Annotated in this window: 14 protein-coding genes and 1 pseudogene; 9 read left to right on the top strand and 6 right to left on the bottom strand. The window is 50.4% G+C overall.

The annotated features are described in order from the left end of the window. Both JJD41_RS11400 and JJD41_RS11395 read right to left on the bottom strand, forming a co-directional pair. Positions 1-122, bottom strand: a pseudogene (locus JJD41_RS11400) (IS5/IS1182 family transposase); the annotation flags it as partial. Between the two features lie 212 nt (positions 123-334). Then, positions 335-517, bottom strand: coding sequence for a hypothetical protein (locus JJD41_RS11395; RefSeq protein ID WP_234488597.1), 183 nt, complete (start codon positions 515-517; stop codon positions 335-337). Positions 518-1027: 510 nt separating this feature from the next. Between JJD41_RS11395 and JJD41_RS11390 the strand changes: the two genes are divergently transcribed. The 4 genes from JJD41_RS11390 to JJD41_RS11375 all read left to right on the top strand — a co-directional run bounded on the left by JJD41_RS11390 (position 1028) and on the right by JJD41_RS11375 (position 6395). Further along, positions 1028-1788, top strand: a protein-coding gene (locus JJD41_RS11390; RefSeq protein WP_200664346.1) for an IS5 family transposase whose coding sequence is annotated in 2 segments (ribosomal slippage) — positions 1028-1454 and positions 1454-1788 — 762 coding nt in all. Because the reading frame shifts where the segments join, the coding sequence is not laid out codon by codon here. Positions 1789-1958: 170 nt separating this feature from the next. Next, complete coding sequence (locus JJD41_RS11385) at positions 1959-3623, top strand: hypothetical protein (RefSeq protein ID WP_200666014.1); 1665 nt, start codon at positions 1959-1961, stop codon at positions 3621-3623. A 217-nt stretch (positions 3624-3840) separates the two neighbouring features. Further along, the gene (psbA, locus tag JJD41_RS11380) at positions 3841-4920 is read left to right on the top strand and encodes a photosystem II q(b) protein (RefSeq protein WP_200666013.1); all 1080 of its coding nucleotides are present in this window, start codon (positions 3841-3843) and stop codon (positions 4918-4920) included. A gap of 503 nt (positions 4921-5423) precedes the next feature. After that, a complete protein-coding gene (locus tag JJD41_RS11375) occupies positions 5424-6395 on the top strand; it encodes a DNA/RNA non-specific endonuclease (protein WP_234488596.1) in 972 nt (323 codons plus the stop codon). A gap of 79 nt (positions 6396-6474) precedes the next feature. On the opposite strand, the gene JJD41_RS11370 is transcribed toward JJD41_RS11375, so the two are convergent. Continuing rightward, on the bottom strand, positions 6475-6879 hold the full coding sequence (locus JJD41_RS11370) for a nuclease A inhibitor family protein (protein ID WP_200666012.1): 405 nt from the start codon (positions 6877-6879) through the stop codon (positions 6475-6477). 453 nt (positions 6880-7332) lie between these two features. On the opposite strand from JJD41_RS11370, the gene JJD41_RS11365 reads away from it, so the two are divergent. After that, positions 7333-9777 (top strand): inositol phosphate phosphatase SopB, encoded by a 2445-nt coding sequence (locus tag JJD41_RS11365; protein ID WP_200666011.1) that lies wholly within the window; start codon positions 7333-7335, stop codon positions 9775-9777. Positions 9778-10010: 233 nt separating this feature from the next. Here the strand turns inward: JJD41_RS11365 and JJD41_RS11360 are convergent, their stop codons facing one another. Beyond that, positions 10011-12224 (bottom strand): phosphoketolase family protein, encoded by a 2214-nt coding sequence (locus JJD41_RS11360; RefSeq protein ID WP_200666010.1) that lies wholly within the window; start codon positions 12222-12224, stop codon positions 10011-10013. Positions 12225-12503: 279 nt separating this feature from the next. Between JJD41_RS11360 and JJD41_RS11355 the strand changes: the two genes are divergently transcribed. Next, positions 12504-12974 carry a cytochrome P450 gene (locus JJD41_RS11355; RefSeq protein WP_168570416.1) on the top strand — a complete coding sequence of 157 codons (471 nt, stop codon included), beginning with the start codon at positions 12504-12506 and terminating at the stop codon, positions 12972-12974. A gap of 1 nt (position 12975) precedes the next feature. Here the strand turns inward: JJD41_RS11355 and JJD41_RS11350 are convergent, their stop codons facing one another. After that, positions 12976-14172, bottom strand: coding sequence for an RNA-guided endonuclease InsQ/TnpB family protein (locus JJD41_RS11350; protein WP_200666009.1), 1197 nt, complete (start codon positions 14170-14172; stop codon positions 12976-12978). Positions 14173-14274: 102 nt separating this feature from the next. On the opposite strand from JJD41_RS11350, the gene JJD41_RS11345 reads away from it, so the two are divergent. After that, the gene (locus JJD41_RS11345) at positions 14275-15192 is read left to right on the top strand and encodes a cytochrome P450 (protein WP_234488595.1); all 918 of its coding nucleotides are present in this window, start codon (positions 14275-14277) and stop codon (positions 15190-15192) included. A gap of 96 nt (positions 15193-15288) precedes the next feature. On the opposite strand, the gene JJD41_RS11340 is transcribed toward JJD41_RS11345, so the two are convergent. Then, positions 15289-16347, bottom strand: a complete 1059-nt coding sequence (locus JJD41_RS11340) for a M23 family metallopeptidase (protein ID WP_200666008.1) — start codon at positions 16345-16347, stop codon at positions 15289-15291. Between the two features lie 384 nt (positions 16348-16731). Here JJD41_RS11340 and JJD41_RS11335 point away from each other — a divergent pair, with 384 nt between their 5' ends. Both JJD41_RS11335 and JJD41_RS11330 read left to right on the top strand, forming a co-directional pair. Further along, the gene (locus JJD41_RS11335) at positions 16732-17412 is read left to right on the top strand and encodes a phosphatase PAP2 family protein (protein ID WP_200666007.1); all 681 of its coding nucleotides are present in this window, start codon (positions 16732-16734) and stop codon (positions 17410-17412) included. Positions 17413-17709: 297 nt separating this feature from the next. Continuing rightward, positions 17710-18495, top strand: a complete 786-nt coding sequence (locus tag JJD41_RS11330; protein ID WP_200666006.1) for an MBL fold metallo-hydrolase — start codon at positions 17710-17712, stop codon at positions 18493-18495. Positions 18496-18546: the final 51 nt, after the last annotated feature.

Raw genomic sequence — 18546 nt, 5'->3', positions numbered from 1 at the left:
AACACGGCTTCGACGAATAAACGGTTATCTTTAGCTGTGACCCCAACTGTACCCGGACGACCCGGAAGCAGGTGTTCAATGCGTTGCCATTGGTCGTCTCGTAAAGCGTAACGCCGTTTCATCCCGGTTTTGAGCTATCTTGAGTGAACGGGTAGCAGGCTACACACATTTCACTATTTTTGTCAATTTTCTTAATTGATGACAGACCCTAGGAACTTCAACTCAGGGCTGGGAAAAAGTAGAAGCCTTTTATTCGGCCAGCGATCGCGCTCAATTCTTCGATCGAGTCGAGCAGTTTTTACAACAAACGGGATACTTAAAAGATTAAAATCCTTTAAGTATGCACCATCTGCCACCCTTGGCGCAGTAAAGTCAAGAAAGTTGCGTACCCCGGCGATCTTCCGCCGAGATCGGGCTTATAATATTGGGGAAATTCGTTATAACATTTCCAAGGATCGTGGGGTTGGGCGCGTAAATATAAAACTTTGTCGATTCCTCCTTCGGATTTCCATGTCATTTGTCCCCGCATAAACTCACTCCTCATTCAGTTGGACAGTTAACACCGGGTTGAACCTCGATGACCCTTAAATTTTGGCAAAGTTGGTTTGAAATTCAGTCAAATTTTATACGAGATTCAAAAGTTTATATTGAGCCGTCAAAGAATTTTTAAACCCAAGTTCGATTTTGATGATTTTAAGGTTTTCAACGATTGGGGATTCGGTCGGGAATTTGCAAAAATTTCCACAATCTACTGTTTCTCCCTCGATCGAGGTGTAGCGGAATTAACAGAGAACAGTTGGGTTCGGGTATGTTTCAGAAACGCAAATCGTACCGTTGCAGACCGGGTTCTCATCTGAGAAACAGCGTGCTGAGAGAAAAACCAGAATCAATTACTCGATCTCGTTATTTGCTCGGAGATGAAATTGCCTGCGTTACCCTAGGGTCTGTCATCAATTAAGAAAATTGACAAAAATAGTGAAATGTGTGTAGCCTGCTACCCGTTCACTCAAGATAGCTCAAAACCGGGATGAAACGGCGTTACGCTTTACGAGACGACCAATGGCAACGCATTGAACACCTGCTTCCGGGTCGTCCGGGTACAGTTGGGGTCACAGCTAAAGATAACCGTTTATTCGTCGAAGCCGTGTTGTATCGCTTTCGAGCAGGGATTCCTTGGCGAGATCTTCCCGAACGCTTTGGGGATTTTCGAGTCGTCCACACACGCTTCACTCGCTGGTCAAAAACTGGGGTGTGGGAGCGCGTTTTCCAAGTCCTCTGCGAGGAAGCCGATAACGAATATGCTGCCATCGATTCCACCATTGTGCGAGCGCATCAGCACAGTGCTGGAGCATCAGGGAGTTCAGCCGAAGAGGAAAATATCGGTCGTAGCCGAGGCGGGTTGAGTACGAAAATTCATGCGGTGGTGGATGCTTTGGGGAATCCCATATCTTTTTTTTAACTCCCGGTCAGGCCAGCGATCTAGTCGGTGCCGAGCGGTTGCTACCATCAGTGGAAGTCCAGGCACTGCTAGCGGATAAAGCTTACGATGCCGACGAACGAGTCAGACAACCGTTGCACGAGCGAGGGATTGAAGTCGTCATTCCCTCGAAAAAGAATCGAAAACAAGCCCACGATTACGATCGATTCTTGTATCAAACCCGACATCTGGTGGAAAACTTCTTTGCCAAGCTCAAACAGTATCGAGGGATTGCCACTCGTTATGACAAGCGCTCGGTGAACTTCCTGGGTGGCATTTACCTGGCTGCATCCGTGATTTGGCTGGCTTAAATGTCCGCAGGCGCTTTCCTCCACATTTGGTCACTTTTGTCAACCTACATAATTGATGACACGCCCTAGGAATAGTTGTACAGCGAAAACCTCCTCAATCGAACAGGCGATCGTCTGGAAAAAGAGACTTAGACGCGCCTCACTGAAGATGCAAGCGGAGAACATTTTTTATGCGCTTTTTGCGACAAACCCTGAGCGTCGTGGGATTAACAGTAGTCGCTGGGGGCTTGAGTGCGATCGCGACGATCGGCGATCGCCACGTCAGTGCTTCCCCACCCACTCCCAAACCAACTCACTTAGCTCAGTTTGGTTTGCCTGATGTCACCCCAGATCTTCCGGATTCCCTTCCGCTCCCGGAACTCTCCGACCTCCTCGAAGAAGATCCACCTCTGACTACGAGTTTGGAAGACGTTCGGCGGGAAACCCCACTCCTCGACGGGGAAAACTTCGGCGAACCTCAATCCCTCGCGAGTCTCGAACGGGGCGCCCGGGGAGGATATATCGCTGCACCGGGATTGTACGAAGCAATTTTGCAAAGTTACTGTCTGCGCGCTGGAACCCACGCTCCCGGCGGCGGTGACGGTTACGCCTACGCGCCACTGGAAGGACCGCGCGCCGGGATTATCACTAAGATTTTACGGGAATCTGCAAACTATCCCGAGATTCCCCAGCGACAAATTCAGGTGTTGCTGTGGGGGATTATCGCGCAAACGCGGGTGAGCGATATGGATGAGAATATCCAATCTGTGGCGCGACAACTGCTAAGCGATGAGGAAATTGCGGAAATTAATGGCGGTGCGTTGGGTCTGATTCCCGATGAGGTGCGGCGCGAACTGTTTGCGAACTTGCCCCCTCAAGTTCGGCAAATCCTCGATGCGAAAGCTGAAATCCGAGAGCGCCTCAGTGAAGCGAATGCGACGTATGAGGAGTTAGAAAATATTGCGGTTTTAACTGGGGCGGTTTCCCGAGGGGAAGGAAGTCGCGAGATTCCGGAGGGGCGATGGTCGTTGCATCCCGATGGCTATTTCGTGCGTTATTTTCCTTCGGGATATCGTCGAACCCGGATGGAGGCGTTAGTTCCTCGTCCGGCGACGGTGGTTCGCGACGATCGCGATCGCATTACGGCGATTGATTACGGCGATGGTTACCGCCTTGAAACTGACTATGACGACGATGTGGGAGCGATTCCCGTGGCGGGGGAACCGGAGATGAACATTTATTATTTCAGTGCGGTTCGCTTGGTCAGTCCGGAGCGTACGATCGAAGTGCGCGATCGCGGTTGGACGTTTGTGGGAACTCCAACAACGGGAGAGGCTCGTTTTTCCCAAGGGTTCGACGGAACCATCGCTGCAACGAAAAATGTGGCTCAGGTCGCGCAACGCCACCGCATCGACACTCAGGAGGCGATCGAACGCTATCAAGATGCGAAAGCAAAAGCGGATAAAGCGCAAACCACCCTCGAACGCCTCGACGAACCAACCCGCGACGAAGCTGAGGAAATTCTCGATCGCGACCACTATAAAGACGGTGTAGAAGCGGTGGCGGAAAACGACCCGGAAGCGAAAGGGGAATGGTTGGGCGAACATTTCCAACGGGCGCAGCAAGCCTGGGCTTATGCGATCTGCAAAGTGTCTAATCTAGGAACTTCTGCGACCTGCGGGGAACCCGACCCAGACCCAGACCCAGACCCAGACCCAGACCCAGATCCAGACCCCAATCCCGACCCCGACCCGGACCCCGATCCTCCCGGTACTCCCGTCGATCCGGGTGGAGATGGAGCCATTCCGGGCAACACCAATCGTCAGCGTCTCGGTATTTCCGGACGTCTCTCCTGAAACGGTTTCGATCGCCCTCCCACCGATGGGAGGGTGGCTCGCTGTAGCTCAAAACCCTTTTTTTGCAAGGCGTGAAGGCGATCGTCCGACAAAAACCAACAAAACTACTTGACAACTTTATAGCTTTAAAGTTATCAATAAATACGTCGGTTGCGACGTCACTGCCGAACGCATTGACCCCAACCGTCACGTTGTTAGGAGTAGTATCGTTGTTCCAATGACAACCACTTTTGCTCAACCGACACAAAGCCTCTGGTCCCGGTTTTGCGACTGGGTAACCAGCACCGAAAATCGCCTGTATATTGGTTGGTTCGGTGTCTTGATGTTTCCGACCATCTTGACCGCGACGATTGTCTTCGTTCTCGCCTTTATTGCGGCTCCTCCGGTAGACCTCGACGGAATTCGCGAACCCGTCTCCGGTTCGTTGCTCTACGGCAACAACATCATGACCGCGACCATCGTTCCGACTTCTGCCGCCATCGGTCTCCATATTTATCCCTTGTGGGAAGCCGCCACCTTGGACGAATGGCTTTACAACGGCGGTCCGTACCAACTGATCGTCCTGCACTTTTTAATTGGTATTTACGCTTACCTCGGTCGTGAGTGGGAATTGAGTTACCGCCTGGGAATGCGTCCTTGGATTCCCGTAGCCTTCTCCGCTCCCGTAGCGGCGGCGACGGCGGTGTTGCTGATTTATCCCATCGGTCAAGGCAGTTTCTCCGATGGTTTGATGCTCGGCGTCAGTGGAACCTTCAACTTCATGATCGTGTTCCAAGCCGAACATAATATTTTGATGCACCCCTTCCACCAACTCGGCGTGATTGGTGTCTTCGGCGGTGCCTTGTTTGCCGCGATGCACGGTTCTCTGGTAACGTCGAGCTTGGTTCGCGAAACCACGGAAAACCAGTCCGCGAATGAAGGCTATAAATTCGGTCAGGAAGAAGAAACCTACAATATTGTTGCCGCTCACGGTTACTTCGGTCGGTTAATCTTCCAATATGCCTCGTTCAACAACAGCCGCAGCTTGCACTTCTTCCTCGCAGCTTGGCCCGTGATTGGGATCTGGTTTACGTCCCTGGGTATTTCGACGATGGCGTTTAACCTCAACGGGTTTAACTTCAACCAGTCGATTGTGGATTCTCAAGGTCGTGCGATTAATACTTGGGCGGATATTCTAAACCGAGCAAACTTGGGAATTGAGGTGATTCACGAGCGCAACGCCCACAACTTCCCGTTAGATTTGGCCTCGACTGAAGCTACTCCGGTAGCGACGATCGCCCCCACGATTGAAGGATAAAACGATCGCGTAAACCGTCAAACGCTCCTCTATATCAGAGCTTAACCCGATTTCTAGCATGGCCCGCTAGAGGTCGGGTTTTTCCCGTGTCTCGCTCGGTCGCGATCGCCACTGCTTGGAGTAGGACTTTTGCTTTCTCTTGAGGCGGAGTCTAGCATATCTGACTCGATTTGCCAACGGCTAATGTCAAGGTATTCTGTGATTCCCTTTGCCATCTATTTTTTCCAAGGCCATTTAGTCCCCATTTCAGTTTTCGCAGAAAAAACGAGATAGACAATTAAGAAGGCAATTCCGGCGAGAAAGGCGGGTAAATCTGAATTCATGGGATAGGCGATCGCGATTTTGGGGTAAATTTTAACCTGAAATTTTAACCTGAAATTTTAGCCTGAAATTTGGCTTGAATATTGTATAACTTCCCGATCGTTCCTAAAATTTGGTAGAGCTGGACAGGTAGCACGCGCCCGCAATCCTGCCAGCCGTCACTCACATCACCTGAATTGTTCATGAAACTGACCTATCACTCGCCGATCCCCGTTTTCAAAGGACTGTTTGCTGCTTTTCTGGGCTTTACCTTGGCAGGGTGTCCTGCATTGGCGCCGGATACGCCGTTGCGATCGCCCAAAACCGGAACCTGTGAATGTCCTTACGATTTAACCAGTAGTGGGGCCGAGTGTGGCGGGCGATCGGCCTATGCCCGAGGTGGGGGCGATCGCCCCCTATGTTACGTCAGCGATCGCACGGGCGGTTCCTCCGGTGGCGCCTTACTGTTAGGCAATCCCAGCCGCGCCACCAGCAATCCCGGCAATGCAGACAATTATCTGATCGAGAAAAGTCAGTATACATTGTCTTACAACCGCAGCAAAGGGACGGCCAACTGGGCAAGTTGGCAGTTAAATTCCTCCTGGTTAGGCAATGTCGATCGCCAAGATGACTTCAGACCGGACGACACCTTACCCGACGGCTTTTATCAAGTCAAACCCACCGATTACACGCGAACGGGCTACGATCGCGGCCACATCGTCCCTTCAGCCGATCGCACCCGGTCTAAAAGTGACAACAGCAGCACCTTTGTCATGACCAACATGATGCCCCAGTCTCCCGCGAATAACCGGGAAATTTGGCGCGAGTTGGAAGAATACGCCCGCCGTTTGGTCAGACAAGGAAAAGAACTTTATATCATTGCCGGACCGCAAGGACGGGTGAAAACGATCTCCGAAGGCAAAGTGACCGTTCCGAGATATACTTGGAAAATTATCGTCGTTCTCGATCGCCCCGGTACGGGTTTGAGCGGCATCAAACCGACCACGCGGGCGATCGCCGTCCGCATCCCCAATGACGAAAGTGTTGCCAATCGCGACTGGCGACAGTATCGAGTTTCGATCGATGCTTTGGAAAAACTCACCGGATTTGACTTTCTCTCGAACGTGTCCAAATCCACCCAGGACGCGATCGAAGCCGGGGTCGATCGCTTGTGAGACTTCTTCAGTGGGGCGGGCAGCTTGTCCGCCTCCCGAGAAGAGGCTGCCTATCTAGAATCTACAATCTAGAATTCCCTTAAGTTTCAACAGAAATCGTATTTAAACCGACAACTGCCCCGGTATTTGTTTTGCCGAAGACGAAGATTTCGACCTCGATCGCGCCGACCCGATAAACGATGAGATCGTGTAAATTTTCTTGTAGAAATTGTACCAATTGGCGATAACGTCCGACGGTTTCACGTTCGCGATCGCCATACCAATCTTTTTCCTCTACGGCGCGTTGGAAGAAGCGAGCGAACTCGACAGTTTCGATCTCGGCATTTGCAGGTTTTTGCGATTGTTCCCTCACCGTTTCCGTGGCGATCGTTGCTTCAGGCCAGATCCTGACTTCCCAAGCATAATCTGATTCGCTGAACCAGTACAAATCTCGGGTTAACTCGCGCAGTTGGTCTACGATTTCGGTCAAAGAAAGGTCACTCATGATTAAATTGGGGGGCGATCGATTGAGTTATAGTCATTTTCGATGAAAATCACTATAACTGAGAATAACTTAACTCAAGATCGAAGCGACACTCAAGCTCGCCCAATCTCAATTGCAGAAAGCTCAAACCCCCTTAATTATACCAGTTGAGACCCTCTGCTTGACCATTAAACATCAAGACCAGAGTCAGCAAGATCGGCAAGGTACCCAGAACCCAGACCGAAAGCAGACGACAACACAATCAGTCAAAAACCACCGATTTGTAGTCCTAGAAAAGGGACTCGATACTACTAAGCCTTCAGCCCTATTTCCCTGACGGATTACTTCCAGGCGATCGAGGTATATTCTCTTGTTGCCTTTCTTTACTCCCTAAACGCGATCTAGACTTTTGTCTAATCACCAAACAATTGGCGATCGCCTACCCTGAAAAAACTACGTTGAGGGAGTCAAACGATGGGTAATCGTAAATTTGACCGCAAGCCAACGTCGAAGAAGTCTTCAGCGACCCCAATCGCATCACCACTTCAGATGCATCCGTTCGCACCGACCCCCCAACCGGATGAGACGCCACAGTTACAGCCACAACCGGAAGGTCAAAAAACCTCCAGTTACAACTTTGCCGATATTTCGATCTTCGATCCCGATACTCGACCGCCGCCACCTTCTTCATGGAATTCGTCCCCTTTGTTACAACCGAACTCGGAAGCTCCCCTCATAACCCCTTCGACCTCTTTCCAACCCAAATTGGCAATTCGACCCAACGACAACTACCAGCAAGAAGCCGATGCTAGTTCGAGCGTACCGCGTAAGATCGATGGTGAAGGAGAAACGCTTGTCCAGCGTGTAAATGAGAACGAGGATAAGTCAGGAGAGAAGGAGACGGGAGATCTTTCTACCCGTTCGACAACCTCACGAGGCGGCCCTCCCAATCGACCTCTTCCACCGATTCCGGGAAGCTCATCAACAACGGCGACAACCTCACGAGGCGGCCCTCCCAATCGACCTCTTCCACCGATTCCGGGAAGCTCATCAACAACCGAAACAGGCTCCCAAAATAGACCTATTCCAAGGACGACACGACCTCGATCTGGTTTCACTCCGACAGGAACACAAAAAACCATTATTATTCGTCCGCCGACTGCATCGCGGTCGAATAATAATGCTATCAATAACACGAATGCAGCTCGACAAAACCAGGCTCCTGGAAATCAATCACCAAATACGCTAACTTCTGATGCTTTATTGGAAGGAGCAACCCGGTGGTTTAATGTAGCCGAGCAGCTTGCATGGAATCTTGTAACTGGAGAAGAAATAAACCAATTAAGAATAAAATTAAACTTAAAAAAAGACGAAATAAGGGATAAAATAGAAACCAATGACCCCAATATCTTTAAAAAACTCAAGCAAGGAAAAGGAGCTTTAAAAGAGTATTTAGACAAAGAGCTCCCGGATTGGCTGTCGCTTTGCATTTTTGATGCTTTAAAAACATCAAATTCAAAATCAAAAATAACCTGGGGAGAGATTAGAACTCAACTCAAGGATCTCTACATTCAGAATTTAAATAAAGAGGTTGAATGGAAAACGATTTCTAAATCAATGCAAATTGGTGGCGATACCTATACCAGTAGTTTTACACCTCTCAATCAAGAATTCGATTCCCAGCATTTTAAATCTTACGGAAGCACGGGATTGTCCAGTATGTCTCCCCGCTTAACGGAAGACTCTGAGAAAGATACGGAACCGGAACGTAATCGAACGACGAATGCATGGTATACCGAATTCAAAGCAGAGAATAGTGATGAAGCGCTTTTTTCAGCTTTCCGAAGTGGCGTTTTAGATGACTACGGTATTAAAGATCCGAAGAAACGGCGGGAAGCAAATAAGGAAAAAGCAGCACAACTTTTAACTGCGATCGCCATTAAATACCTAAGCAAAAAAACAAATGATGAATTGGAAAATGCTAACTACAAGGTCAGCATTCCATTAGTAACGACAGCCTTGCTGACCCCCGTCGCTACAGATAAAGGAGCGGATGAGGCAGGGAAACTAGATAGGCATATTCAAGCTTTAAAAGATGCTAACAATGAATTCAAAAATAACAGAAGAAAAATAAATGTAAACCACTGTTTACAGCCTATCAGTGTGGAGTTTAATATTATCGCTTTTAACTATGGAGTCAATCAAAATGCAAAATTTGGCAAATATACGCAATGGCGTAAACTCAACTCTGAGAGCTTAGATCGATTAAAGGAGGCCAAAAAAGAAGCAGTCCGGGATATGGAATTTGAACAGAAAAATTTAATGCGGTATATCAGTGGCGCTCAAACTAAATTGTCATTGATTCAAAAGGGAAATATAAATGAAGATCCACAAATATGTTCCGACTTAATAAAAACATACTCTCAACAATTCACCAAAATCGAAAAAGATATTAAAAAAATAGAGCAGCTCTGGAAACGGATTCAGGAAAGAGGAAAGTTAGGAGGGGGTGATGTAGATTACGAGATGCCAGCCTTAATCTCGAATCTAGCTTTTTTAATCGGTTCCATGGTTCATTATAACTGTAAAAGTGGAAAGGATCGGACGGGAATGGCGGATGTTGAAACTAAATTCTTAGCCTATCAAATGGAAGATCGAGCCAAAAAAGGCGATCGGCAGCTTGTCCCTCACTATACAGATTCGTTAAGTAAAGAGGATAAAAAGACATTAAAAACGATGGTCTTTGAAAGTGGCAATTTAGAGGTTCAAAAATACAATACTGGTTTTGCAGGATATAAAGTCAAAACACCAAACCTGGCAAAACGATTAGGAGAAGATGTTTTGAATCAAGCGCGAGGATTAGCGGCAGACTATACTGATGTAAAACAAATGTACCCGCCGAACCGGGAGGCGAAGTAAAACGGGTGGTGCCTGTGGTTGCTGTTTGACCGGAGAATCTCCCGTTTTTTTAAACGGGGGAGTATGTCAAGAGTTGCGCTGAAACGATCTAGAAAATTGGAAAAATTATAGAACTTATTCGATCTGAAGTTAACGGCCAGGCTGGCCCGCAAGAGCTTAACAAAGTCTCGAAACATAGGAAAGGACACAGCAGTGCTGTGTCCCTACGGAGTATTGGCATGAAGCCACGAACGCTAGGCGAGTAATTGTTCGGCGCGGGTCGATAAGGCTTCGGCGGTCAATCCGTTGAGGGCCATGATTTGACCTGCACTAGATGCGGTTTCGCCGCGTTTCCAGGCGAACAGATCGCGCTTGAGTGTAGAACGCAACATCAACGGTTCGAGCATTGCCGAGGAACCCCCGGTGACCCCGATTAAGGCATCGCCGCCGAAGAGGCGATCGAAACCTGCATCGTCGAGGAAGTGACTGTCCGGTTGAGCGCAGCTCTCCCAGGCGGTATCGTCAGGACGGTAGAGGCGGCGGGGGCTGACCACGGAGACAATCCGCACGCCGATGCCTTCGTCTTCGAGGCGCACTGCCGCATCGAACACCGGAATTAAGGTCATGTCGCCAATCACGGCAAACACGACTTTTTGTTTTCCTTCGCTTTCGTGGATGACGACGCCGCCATCTTTGAGGGCTTGTTTCGTTTGCTCGAAGGTGGTGCGAATCGGCAACGGCGACTTACTCGCGGTAATTGTAATCCCTTTATTTTTCGTCGTCAGCGCCCAGTCGTAGCACACTTGTATGCTGTTGGCGTCGGTGGGGAACAAGGGGAAGATATTGCCATTTCGCATCATCGCGGCGAAATAGTTTTCAATTTCCGGACGTTGGTGAGTCCAGCCGTTGCGCCCTTGTTCGAGAGCTCCTGCGGTAAACAGGGTAATCGTGGAGGGGGTGGGACGGCGCAGTTCGGCCATTGCTTGGGTGACGGTCTGCCAAATCGGCAAGCCGTTGATGGCGAATGATTCGTAAGAACACCACAAGGTACGGGCGCCGAATAAGGCCAATCCGGCGGCGAGTCCGGCGCAGGCATCCTCGCTCAAGGGTTCGTAAACTTGCCCTTGCGGCCCTTGGAAATAGAGGTCGTCAGGGGTGGGGTGGACGATTTTGAGGGCTTGGTTGACGTTGTTAATCCCCGAGGCGGCGTTCCCGTCGGCGTTGGTGAGGATAAATTGAGGGTCTTTTTGGCCGACGTGGGCGATTAATTCTCCCATTGCGGTCGTGGCGACTTGCTTCTCGCCGTGGATGGGGTATTCGTTTAAGGGAAGCGCACCGAGTTCGGGGAGAGGGCGTTCTTTTTCGGTGACGACGTGGTGGGACGCCGGACCGCCTGCAGCGCGCTCGAAGTTGGTGCGGACTAGTTGCCACCCTTCGGCGGGGAGGGCGCGTTCTTGGAGGGCGCTGACGATCGCCTCGTTATCGAGGGTGTGGTAGCCGTAGAGGTTGTGAGATTTGGCGCCGCGATCGTGGACGCCCGCGCCTTTGAGTTGTTTGACGATTAAAACGGTCAATTTGCCACTGAGGGCGGATTTGGCGGCTTTGTCGGTGGCTTCGAGGACGGCTTGGGTAAAGGCGAGACGCTGTTTGAGGGAGAAGGCGGTGCTATCGACGTAATCGCCGCTTTGGTTGGTGTCGTCGAAGTCTTTGGCGTTGACGAGGATGACTTCTTGGAAGCCGTTGCCTTCCCAATATTCGATCATTTCCTCGTTGGGTTTGGTTGACACCATGCTGTGGTGTTCTTGGGAATAGCCGTTCCAGACGAGGATGGGGAGGAAGTTGGTGACTTCGGGATAGGCGGTGTGGAAGTGCGCCATGCTGCTCATGACGTAGGGTTCGCCGATGCCGCCATCGCCGATGGTGACGGGGAAGAGGGTATCGCGGTGGAGAAGGGCGCCGGACATGGCGAAGTGTTGCCCTTGTCCGAGGGGTCCGGCGGGGTTGAGCAGTCCGGGAATTTGGCCGGAGAGGTGGCCGAGCAGTCCTTGGTGTTCGCGGAACCTTTCGCGCATTTGCTGCACGGTATGGATGCCCATGTCTTCGAGGGAGCGATCGAGGAACATGCTGCTGTAGAAGCCGGGGGCGTGGTGTCCGACTTCGGTGAGGATGTTTTTGTGGCCGAGCATGACTAAGGAGGCGATCGCCTCGGCAATGCTGGCAAACCCGCCGGGATGCCCAGATGCTTTACTGGCAGTGACTTGCAGGGTGAGGTAACGCAGGGCGTCGGCGGCGAGGAGGGTTTGGAAGACGGCAGACGGATCGGAAGGGGAGACGATCGCGGTTTTTCCGGGGGCGATCGCCGCTTCTTGACCATGGCTGGCAAACTCCGGCCACAGCTCGCCAAAATATTGAATGCCTTCGCAAAAATCGGGCGCTTTTGCGGGAGCAACTGGGCTGGTTGGGGTCATGCGTGTTCTCCACCGGATTGAGTTTACTACTAGATCGATTTAACAATTATTTTAGAACTTATGCAACTTGAGGGTTGTTTTAGTAAGCAGCAATTCAGGAGTGCGGGTCGGTTGTCCACCCCCGACGCGATCGGATCTTGCACGAGTGAAATCCACAATCTCAGCGATATTCCAACGCCCAATCGGTCCATCTAAAATCTAAACTCTAAACTCTAAACTCTAAACTCTAAACGCCTCAATCATTGTTTAAACTTTAACTAACGATAAGAATTTACAATTATGCCACTGCCTGCAGGTCCGAAAGAGTCTCCCTGGATTCAGCTTTTTCAATGGATTGGCGATCCGTTGGGATACTTACACAAATCTGTTAACAATTACGGTGATTTGTTTACCGCGCGCTTCGGTGCGAGAACCTTTGTGATGGTGAGCAATCCCAAAGATTTAGAAACAATGCTCGCCGCGCCTGAAATCGGCGCCCCCGGAGAAGTCAACGATATTGTCCGTCCTTTACTTGGAGACAATTCGGTCATTTTATTGGGGGGCGATCGCCACAAAAAGCGCCGTAAATTACTGATGCCTCCTTTCCACGGCGAACGAATGCGAAATTATGGAGAGACGATCGCCAACATTGCCGATAAAATTACCTATTCTTGGAATCAGAATACCGCTTTTCTTGCCCGGGATCTCATGCAAGACATCACCTTAGATGTCATTTTGCAAGTCGTGTTTGGCGTGAACTACCGCTATTGAATCAAAGATTACAATAGCGGCTTCCCTCTTCACTGGGGACTGCGCTAGATAGAACTGAAGTTCTACCACATCGTCTTACATCCCCTCCAAGGGCAGTAGAGCGAGTTCCTAACTCTAATATCCGTAAGCCTTCATTTTTGAGATTGATGGCGGCATTGATATCCCTGTCATGATGGGTTTGGCAATGTTCGCAAGTCCAGCTCCTCACATCAAGAGACAGGCTTTTGATTTGATTGAGGCATACATGGCAGGTTTTAGAGGAAGGAAAAAATCGATCGACTTCTAGATAAACTTTTCCTTCTGATTCGGCCTTGTACTTTAACATCGTACAAAACATCCCCCAACCGACATCACTAATCGCTTTGGCGAGTTGGTGATTCCGAACCATGCCTTTAACATTGAGATTCTCAACCACAATCACTTGGTTTTCGTTCACTATCTTACGGGATAGCTTGTGGAGAAAATCTTCACGACAGCGACTTATTTTGGCGTGAATCTTGGCAACTTTTACCCGCGATTTATTGCGGTTGTTGCTGCCTTTCCTTTTTCGAGCGTGTTTTTGCTGTTTTCTTTTTAGGTTTCGCGCGTGTTTATCAAAATGCTTGGGATTATTATATTTCGACCCCTCACTGGTAATCGCAAAATCGGTCAACCCTAAATCAATGCCAATTGCTTTTCCTTCAGTTGAGAGAAGGGGAGGTTCTTTTTTACCCTCTACCAAAACTGAAGCATAATATTTACCATCTGGATTTTTGGAGAGGGTTACAGTTTTGATTTTTCCCTCAAAACTTCGATGCTGACGACAACGCACTAACCCAACTTTAGGCAGTTTGATGTAGTTTCCCTCAACCTTAACATTTTGAGGATAACTGATAGATTGCCTTCCCTGCTTGGATTTGAATCGGGGTAATTTTGCCCGGTTCTCAAAGAAGTTTCGATAAGCGGTTGATAAGTTCAACGCCACGACTTGCAAGCATTGGGAATAGACATCTTCTTTAAGCCAAGGGTATTCCTTTTTGAGGGTAGGTAATAATCCCTGAAGATAACCCCTCGATCGACCTTTTCCGGTCGATCGATAAGTCTCTTGGCACAAATTTAACGCATAGTTCCAATACCAACGACAGCAACCAAAGCTCTTGGCTAAAGTCGCTTGTTGCTCGGGGGTTGGATAGATGCGGTATTTGTACGCCTTGAACATTATCGCCGATATAGCCAGACGATCGGATTATAACTGATTTGCCGAAGAGTCGCTTTCATCCCACGATTCACCTTCGGTAGAATCGGGGAATTCCCGCTCCCATTGTTAAATGAAGGTACGCGCCTCGAAGAACTGAAACGCCGTTTGGTCGATCGCATCGAAATGACCAGTGCCAATCCCTTCGGAGCCATTTTTCTGTTCCTACGCTTTTTGCAGAAAGACTGGGGACCGTGGAGTCCGTGGGGTCGGATTATGCAAAAACAACGGCACATGGACGAGGCCATCTACGAATTAATTCGCGATCGCCGTACCCATTTTGACAGCGATCGCGTCGATATTCTCAACCTTTTACTCTCCACCCGCGACGAGAACGGCGAAGGGTTGAGCGATACCGAATTGCGCGACGAATTAGTCACCCTTCTGTTTGCCGGACACGAAACCACCGCCACCGCTTTAGCCTGGGCATTATACTGGATCCACCAATGTCCGGACGTGCGCCAAAAACTGCTCGCCGAACTCGACGGACTCGGCGAAAACCCCGATCCGATGGAGATTTTCCGCTTACCTTACCTCACCGCCGTGGCTCAAGAAAGCTTGCGGATCGGCTCCCCCGCCATGTTAACGTTTCCGCGTGTGGTCGAACGTCCCGTGGAACTGGGAGGACAAACCTTAGAACCGGGAACGGTTGTCCTCGGTTGCGTCTATCTCACTCACCAGCGCCAAGATCTTTACCCGGAACCGCACTTATTCAAACCCGAACGCTTTTTAGAGCGTCAATTTTCCCCTTACGAGTTCATCCCCTTTGGCGGGGGAAGCCGTCGCTGTATCGGTCTGGCGTTAGCGAACTACGAGATGAAGCTAGTGTTAGCAACAATTTTGTCTCGCTGGGAACTCGAAATCGCCGAAGAAGATCCGGTCGTCCCGCAACGGCGCGGGGTGTTGCTGGCGCCGAAAGGGGGGATTGCGATGCGGGTGAAAGGAGAACGATCGCGATCGGCTTCGGTTCCAACTCCGGTGTAATTGAGAGTACAGTGGGGGCGATCGCCGATCGCCCGTTCCATCCAAAAAACCCGATTTCCAGACCCCTCGGAAACCGGGTTTTTGCAAAGCTACGCTTTACCTCACTTCTACCTCGCGGTTCATTTCAAATAACGTGCGATCGCCTCGACTCAACCGATATTCGCCGCGCCAGACCCCCGGCAAAATGGGGCGTTCTTCCGTGTTGCGCTTGCCGACATAACCCATCCAGGTTTTGCTGGGTTGTTCGATCGCCTGTTCGTGTTCCGCATAAACTTTGCCATCGGGTCCGGTTAACTTGAAGTGACCGACATCCCCGGCGAGAACGCCGTAAGTTTGCACCCAAAATAGCAAGGCGGGAACCTGTTCGGAAAAGGTCGTTTCTCTAAATTTACCGTCCCACAAATCGTCCATCGTCGGGCCTTGCACGGAAAATCCGGCGCGGATCGGTCCGGTGGGGGTGTACTCCCAAGATTCGGCCCAAATCGGTTCGCGATCGACTTGGCAACCGGATCCGGCATCGGGGCCGACAAAGGGATCGACCACTTCACCGTTGTAGCGGACGCTGAGATGAACGTGGGGGAAGGAGGCGGCGCCGGAGGTGCCGACCTGACCTAAGACCGTCCCGGTTTTAACTTCGGTGCCCGACTCGACGGCGAGACTCCCTTGACGGAGGTGACAGTATTGGGTTTCCCATCCGCCGCCGTGGTCGATGACTAAACCGTTACCGCATTCGATGCCTTCGACTTGTTCGCGCTGTTCGAGGTCGGTAATGCGGCGATCGCCCACCCCATCGCGGGCGCGCAAAACCGTTCCCGGCGCGGCAGCGAGGACGTTGACCCCTTGCGCCATCGTCACTTCGTCGGCAATGCCGAAATCGGTGCCTTTATGTCCGTCGTAGGTTTGGCGTCCGCAGCCGAAATCGACGGCTTGCGGGCCGGGGTCGCGATCGGGATAGAGCAGAATAAAGCAATCTTCGCCGAGGGTGCAATCTATCGGCTGTGCAAAGCGGGGATTGTCGCTAAAGTTGGTCGCGATCGCCCCTGTTTGTTCGATTTTTTGCGGTTCGGTATCGAGGTTTTGTTCCGAACGTAAATAACTGGGAATGCTCACCAGCATCAAGGTCAGCAGAAAGGGGATTAAATATTTGCGGTGCATGGCGATCGTAGAATTTGTGGGGGTTGCAATATAATCTCAGACGCAAAAGTGGCGATCGCAGTTTCGTCAAATGACGGGCGATCGCCCAAGAAACATCGTATTTTTTCTATCTAGTTTAGTGTTTTTTCAAAAATTAAGTGCGTACTATCTTAGTTATTTCAGAAAGAGAAAGACATTATTTTTGTAAATACAAAAGACTTTTAAAAAGCGACGCTTCAAGTGAGCGAGCTTGAAAAATCAAGGGAGAAAAACTCGGTTGGGAGAAAAGCCGATCGCCGTTCGGATAAAATAAAACATCGATCGGGGGCGATCGAACAATGGGGGGCGATCGTTGTCAGTCAAGCTTCAATTGACTTTGCTACATACATTAATTTTTCCATCCTAATGAGATCCAAACTACTCTCCTTACTTTCAACCATTCGCCTGCTCGGATTGTGTGCCGCCGCTTTCTCAATTTGGTTATTTGCCGAAATTGCCGATGAAGTTCTCGAACAAGAAACAACGACCTTAGACACTCAAATCTTACTCGCGCTCAAAAACTTACACAGTCCCCTACTCGACCAAATCATGACCGGAATTACCTTTCTCGGGGAACCGATCTCGATTCTTAGTTTATGCTTGCTGTTTGGGGGGATCTTGTGGAAGCAAGGACGACGGGCCGAGGCGACGACGATCGCGATCGCCGCCGGAGGATCCGCACTGTTAAATTACATTCTCAAAAGTATTTTCAGCCGCAGCCGACCTGCCTTGTGGGATCGCATCGTCGATGTCGGTTACTACAGTTTTCCAAGCGGTCATGCGATGGTTTCCCTGGTCATGTACGGCATTCTCGGTTATTTGATGGCGACTCGCTTTCCCAAGTGGCGCGTCGCGATCGCCCTATTGACGATCGTTCTAGTCGGCGCGATCGGTCTGAGTCGGCTCTATTTAGGCGTTCACTGGCCCACGGACGTGATTGCAGGATATACGGCGGGCATCGTTTGGCTGGTGACCTGCATCCTCAGCTTACAAGTCTGGCGGATCTATCGCAGCGCTAAAGCGAGTTCGCAGGAGTTGAACTTGTAGAGACTGTTTATAAAATAAACATTAACAGCCCTGTTTGCCAGGAAGCCATCGCCGCAGCATCAAAGACACAGGGCGGCCATCGGCTTACCCCAACTCTCTGAGCGTTTCTATGTTGCCCTGTAGGGGTTTGGTTGCCAAACCCTAGAGAAGTGGGGGTTTGGCAACCAAACCCCTACATAATTTTTTTATATTTTCTTGATAAACAGTCTCTGAAGTCCCGGGATCTTCTCAACCTCGCGATAGAAGTAGGGCGATCGGCTTTTAAAATAGGGTGAGGCGTTATCCTCAACACATTCGATGCATTTAACTTGGTTTGATAGTAATTCCTGGCTGATCGAACTGGCGGGAAAGCGGATACTCCTCGATCCGTGGTTGGTCGGTCCGTTGGTCTTCGGTAATTTACCGTGGTTATTTAAAGGAGAACGCCACGGCGGCGATCGCCCGATTCCGGAAAATATCGATTTAATTCTACTCTCCCAAGGGTTAGAAGATCACGCCCATCCTCCAACCCTCAAACTACTCGATCGCGCCCTCCCGGTGGTCGCTTCGGTCAATGCGGCGCGGGTAGCGCGCGATCTCGGATTCGAGCAGGTGCGCGAACTTCCCCACTCTCAAACTTTCAATCTGGACGCTCGATTAGAAATTCAAGCCTTTCCCGGGGCGCCCATCGGCCCTTTGTTAACGGAAAATGCTTACGTTCTCAAAGATTTAGAAACGGGGACGAGTTTGTATTACGAACCCCACGGCTATCCGTCGCCCTCGTTGAAAGAGATCGCCCCGGTGGATGTGGCGATTACCCCGATCGTCGATTTAACGTTACCGATTCTCGGTCCGATTATTCAAGGCAAACAAACGGCGTTGGACGTGGCGCGTTGGTTGCGACCGCAGGTGATGTTACCGACGGCGGCGGGAGGCGACGTGGTGTTTGAGGGGATGTTAAATGCGGCATTGCGCGCCAGTGGGAGTGCGGAAGACTTTCGCTCGATGTTGGCAAAAAACGAGCTTTCCACTCAGTTAATCGAAGTTAAACCCGGTGCGCGCCTTGAAATTCCTTTGGCCGATCGCCGCACCAATGCCGTGTGAGAGCTACGATGAGGGGAGCGGTTGCCGATTCCCTCATCGTAGCTCTCAATC

It is taken from the genome of Oxynema mangrovii CENA135, from assembly GCF_016632315.1.
GTDB classification, from domain to species: domain Bacteria; phylum Cyanobacteriota; class Cyanobacteriia; order Cyanobacteriales; family Laspinemataceae; genus Oxynema; species Oxynema aestuarii.
Note: the sequence above shows the minus strand (reverse complement) of the source record. Positions and strands in the feature narration are given on the sequence as shown.

What these genes read in the sequence shown, in the direction of transcription:
- JJD41_RS11395 (WP_234488597.1), bottom strand. Translation starts at nt 517, where the DNA reads ATGACATGGAAATCCGAAGGAGGAATCGACAAAGTTTTATATTTACGC.
- JJD41_RS11385 (WP_200666014.1), top strand. Translation starts at nt 1,959, where the DNA reads ATGCGCTTTTTGCGACAAACCCTGAGCGTCGTGGGATTAACAGTAGTC.
- psbA (WP_200666013.1), top strand. Translation starts at nt 3,841, where the DNA reads ATGACAACCACTTTTGCTCAACCGACACAAAGCCTCTGGTCCCGGTTT.
- JJD41_RS11375 (WP_234488596.1), top strand. Translation starts at nt 5,424, where the DNA reads ATGAAACTGACCTATCACTCGCCGATCCCCGTTTTCAAAGGACTGTTT.
- JJD41_RS11370 (WP_200666012.1), bottom strand. Translation starts at nt 6,879, where the DNA reads ATGAGTGACCTTTCTTTGACCGAAATCGTAGACCAACTGCGCGAGTTA.
- JJD41_RS11365 (WP_200666011.1), top strand. Translation starts at nt 7,333, where the DNA reads ATGGGTAATCGTAAATTTGACCGCAAGCCAACGTCGAAGAAGTCTTCA.
- JJD41_RS11360 (WP_200666010.1), bottom strand. Translation starts at nt 12,224, where the DNA reads ATGACCCCAACCAGCCCAGTTGCTCCCGCAAAAGCGCCCGATTTTTGC.
- JJD41_RS11355 (WP_168570416.1), top strand. Translation starts at nt 12,504, where the DNA reads ATGCCACTGCCTGCAGGTCCGAAAGAGTCTCCCTGGATTCAGCTTTTT.
- JJD41_RS11350 (WP_200666009.1), bottom strand. Translation starts at nt 14,172, where the DNA reads ATGTTCAAGGCGTACAAATACCGCATCTATCCAACCCCCGAGCAACAA.
- JJD41_RS11340 (WP_200666008.1), bottom strand. Translation starts at nt 16,347, where the DNA reads ATGCACCGCAAATATTTAATCCCCTTTCTGCTGACCTTGATGCTGGTG.
- JJD41_RS11335 (WP_200666007.1), top strand. Translation starts at nt 16,732, where the DNA reads ATGAGATCCAAACTACTCTCCTTACTTTCAACCATTCGCCTGCTCGGA.
- JJD41_RS11330 (WP_200666006.1), top strand. Translation starts at nt 17,710, where the DNA reads ATGCATTTAACTTGGTTTGATAGTAATTCCTGGCTGATCGAACTGGCG.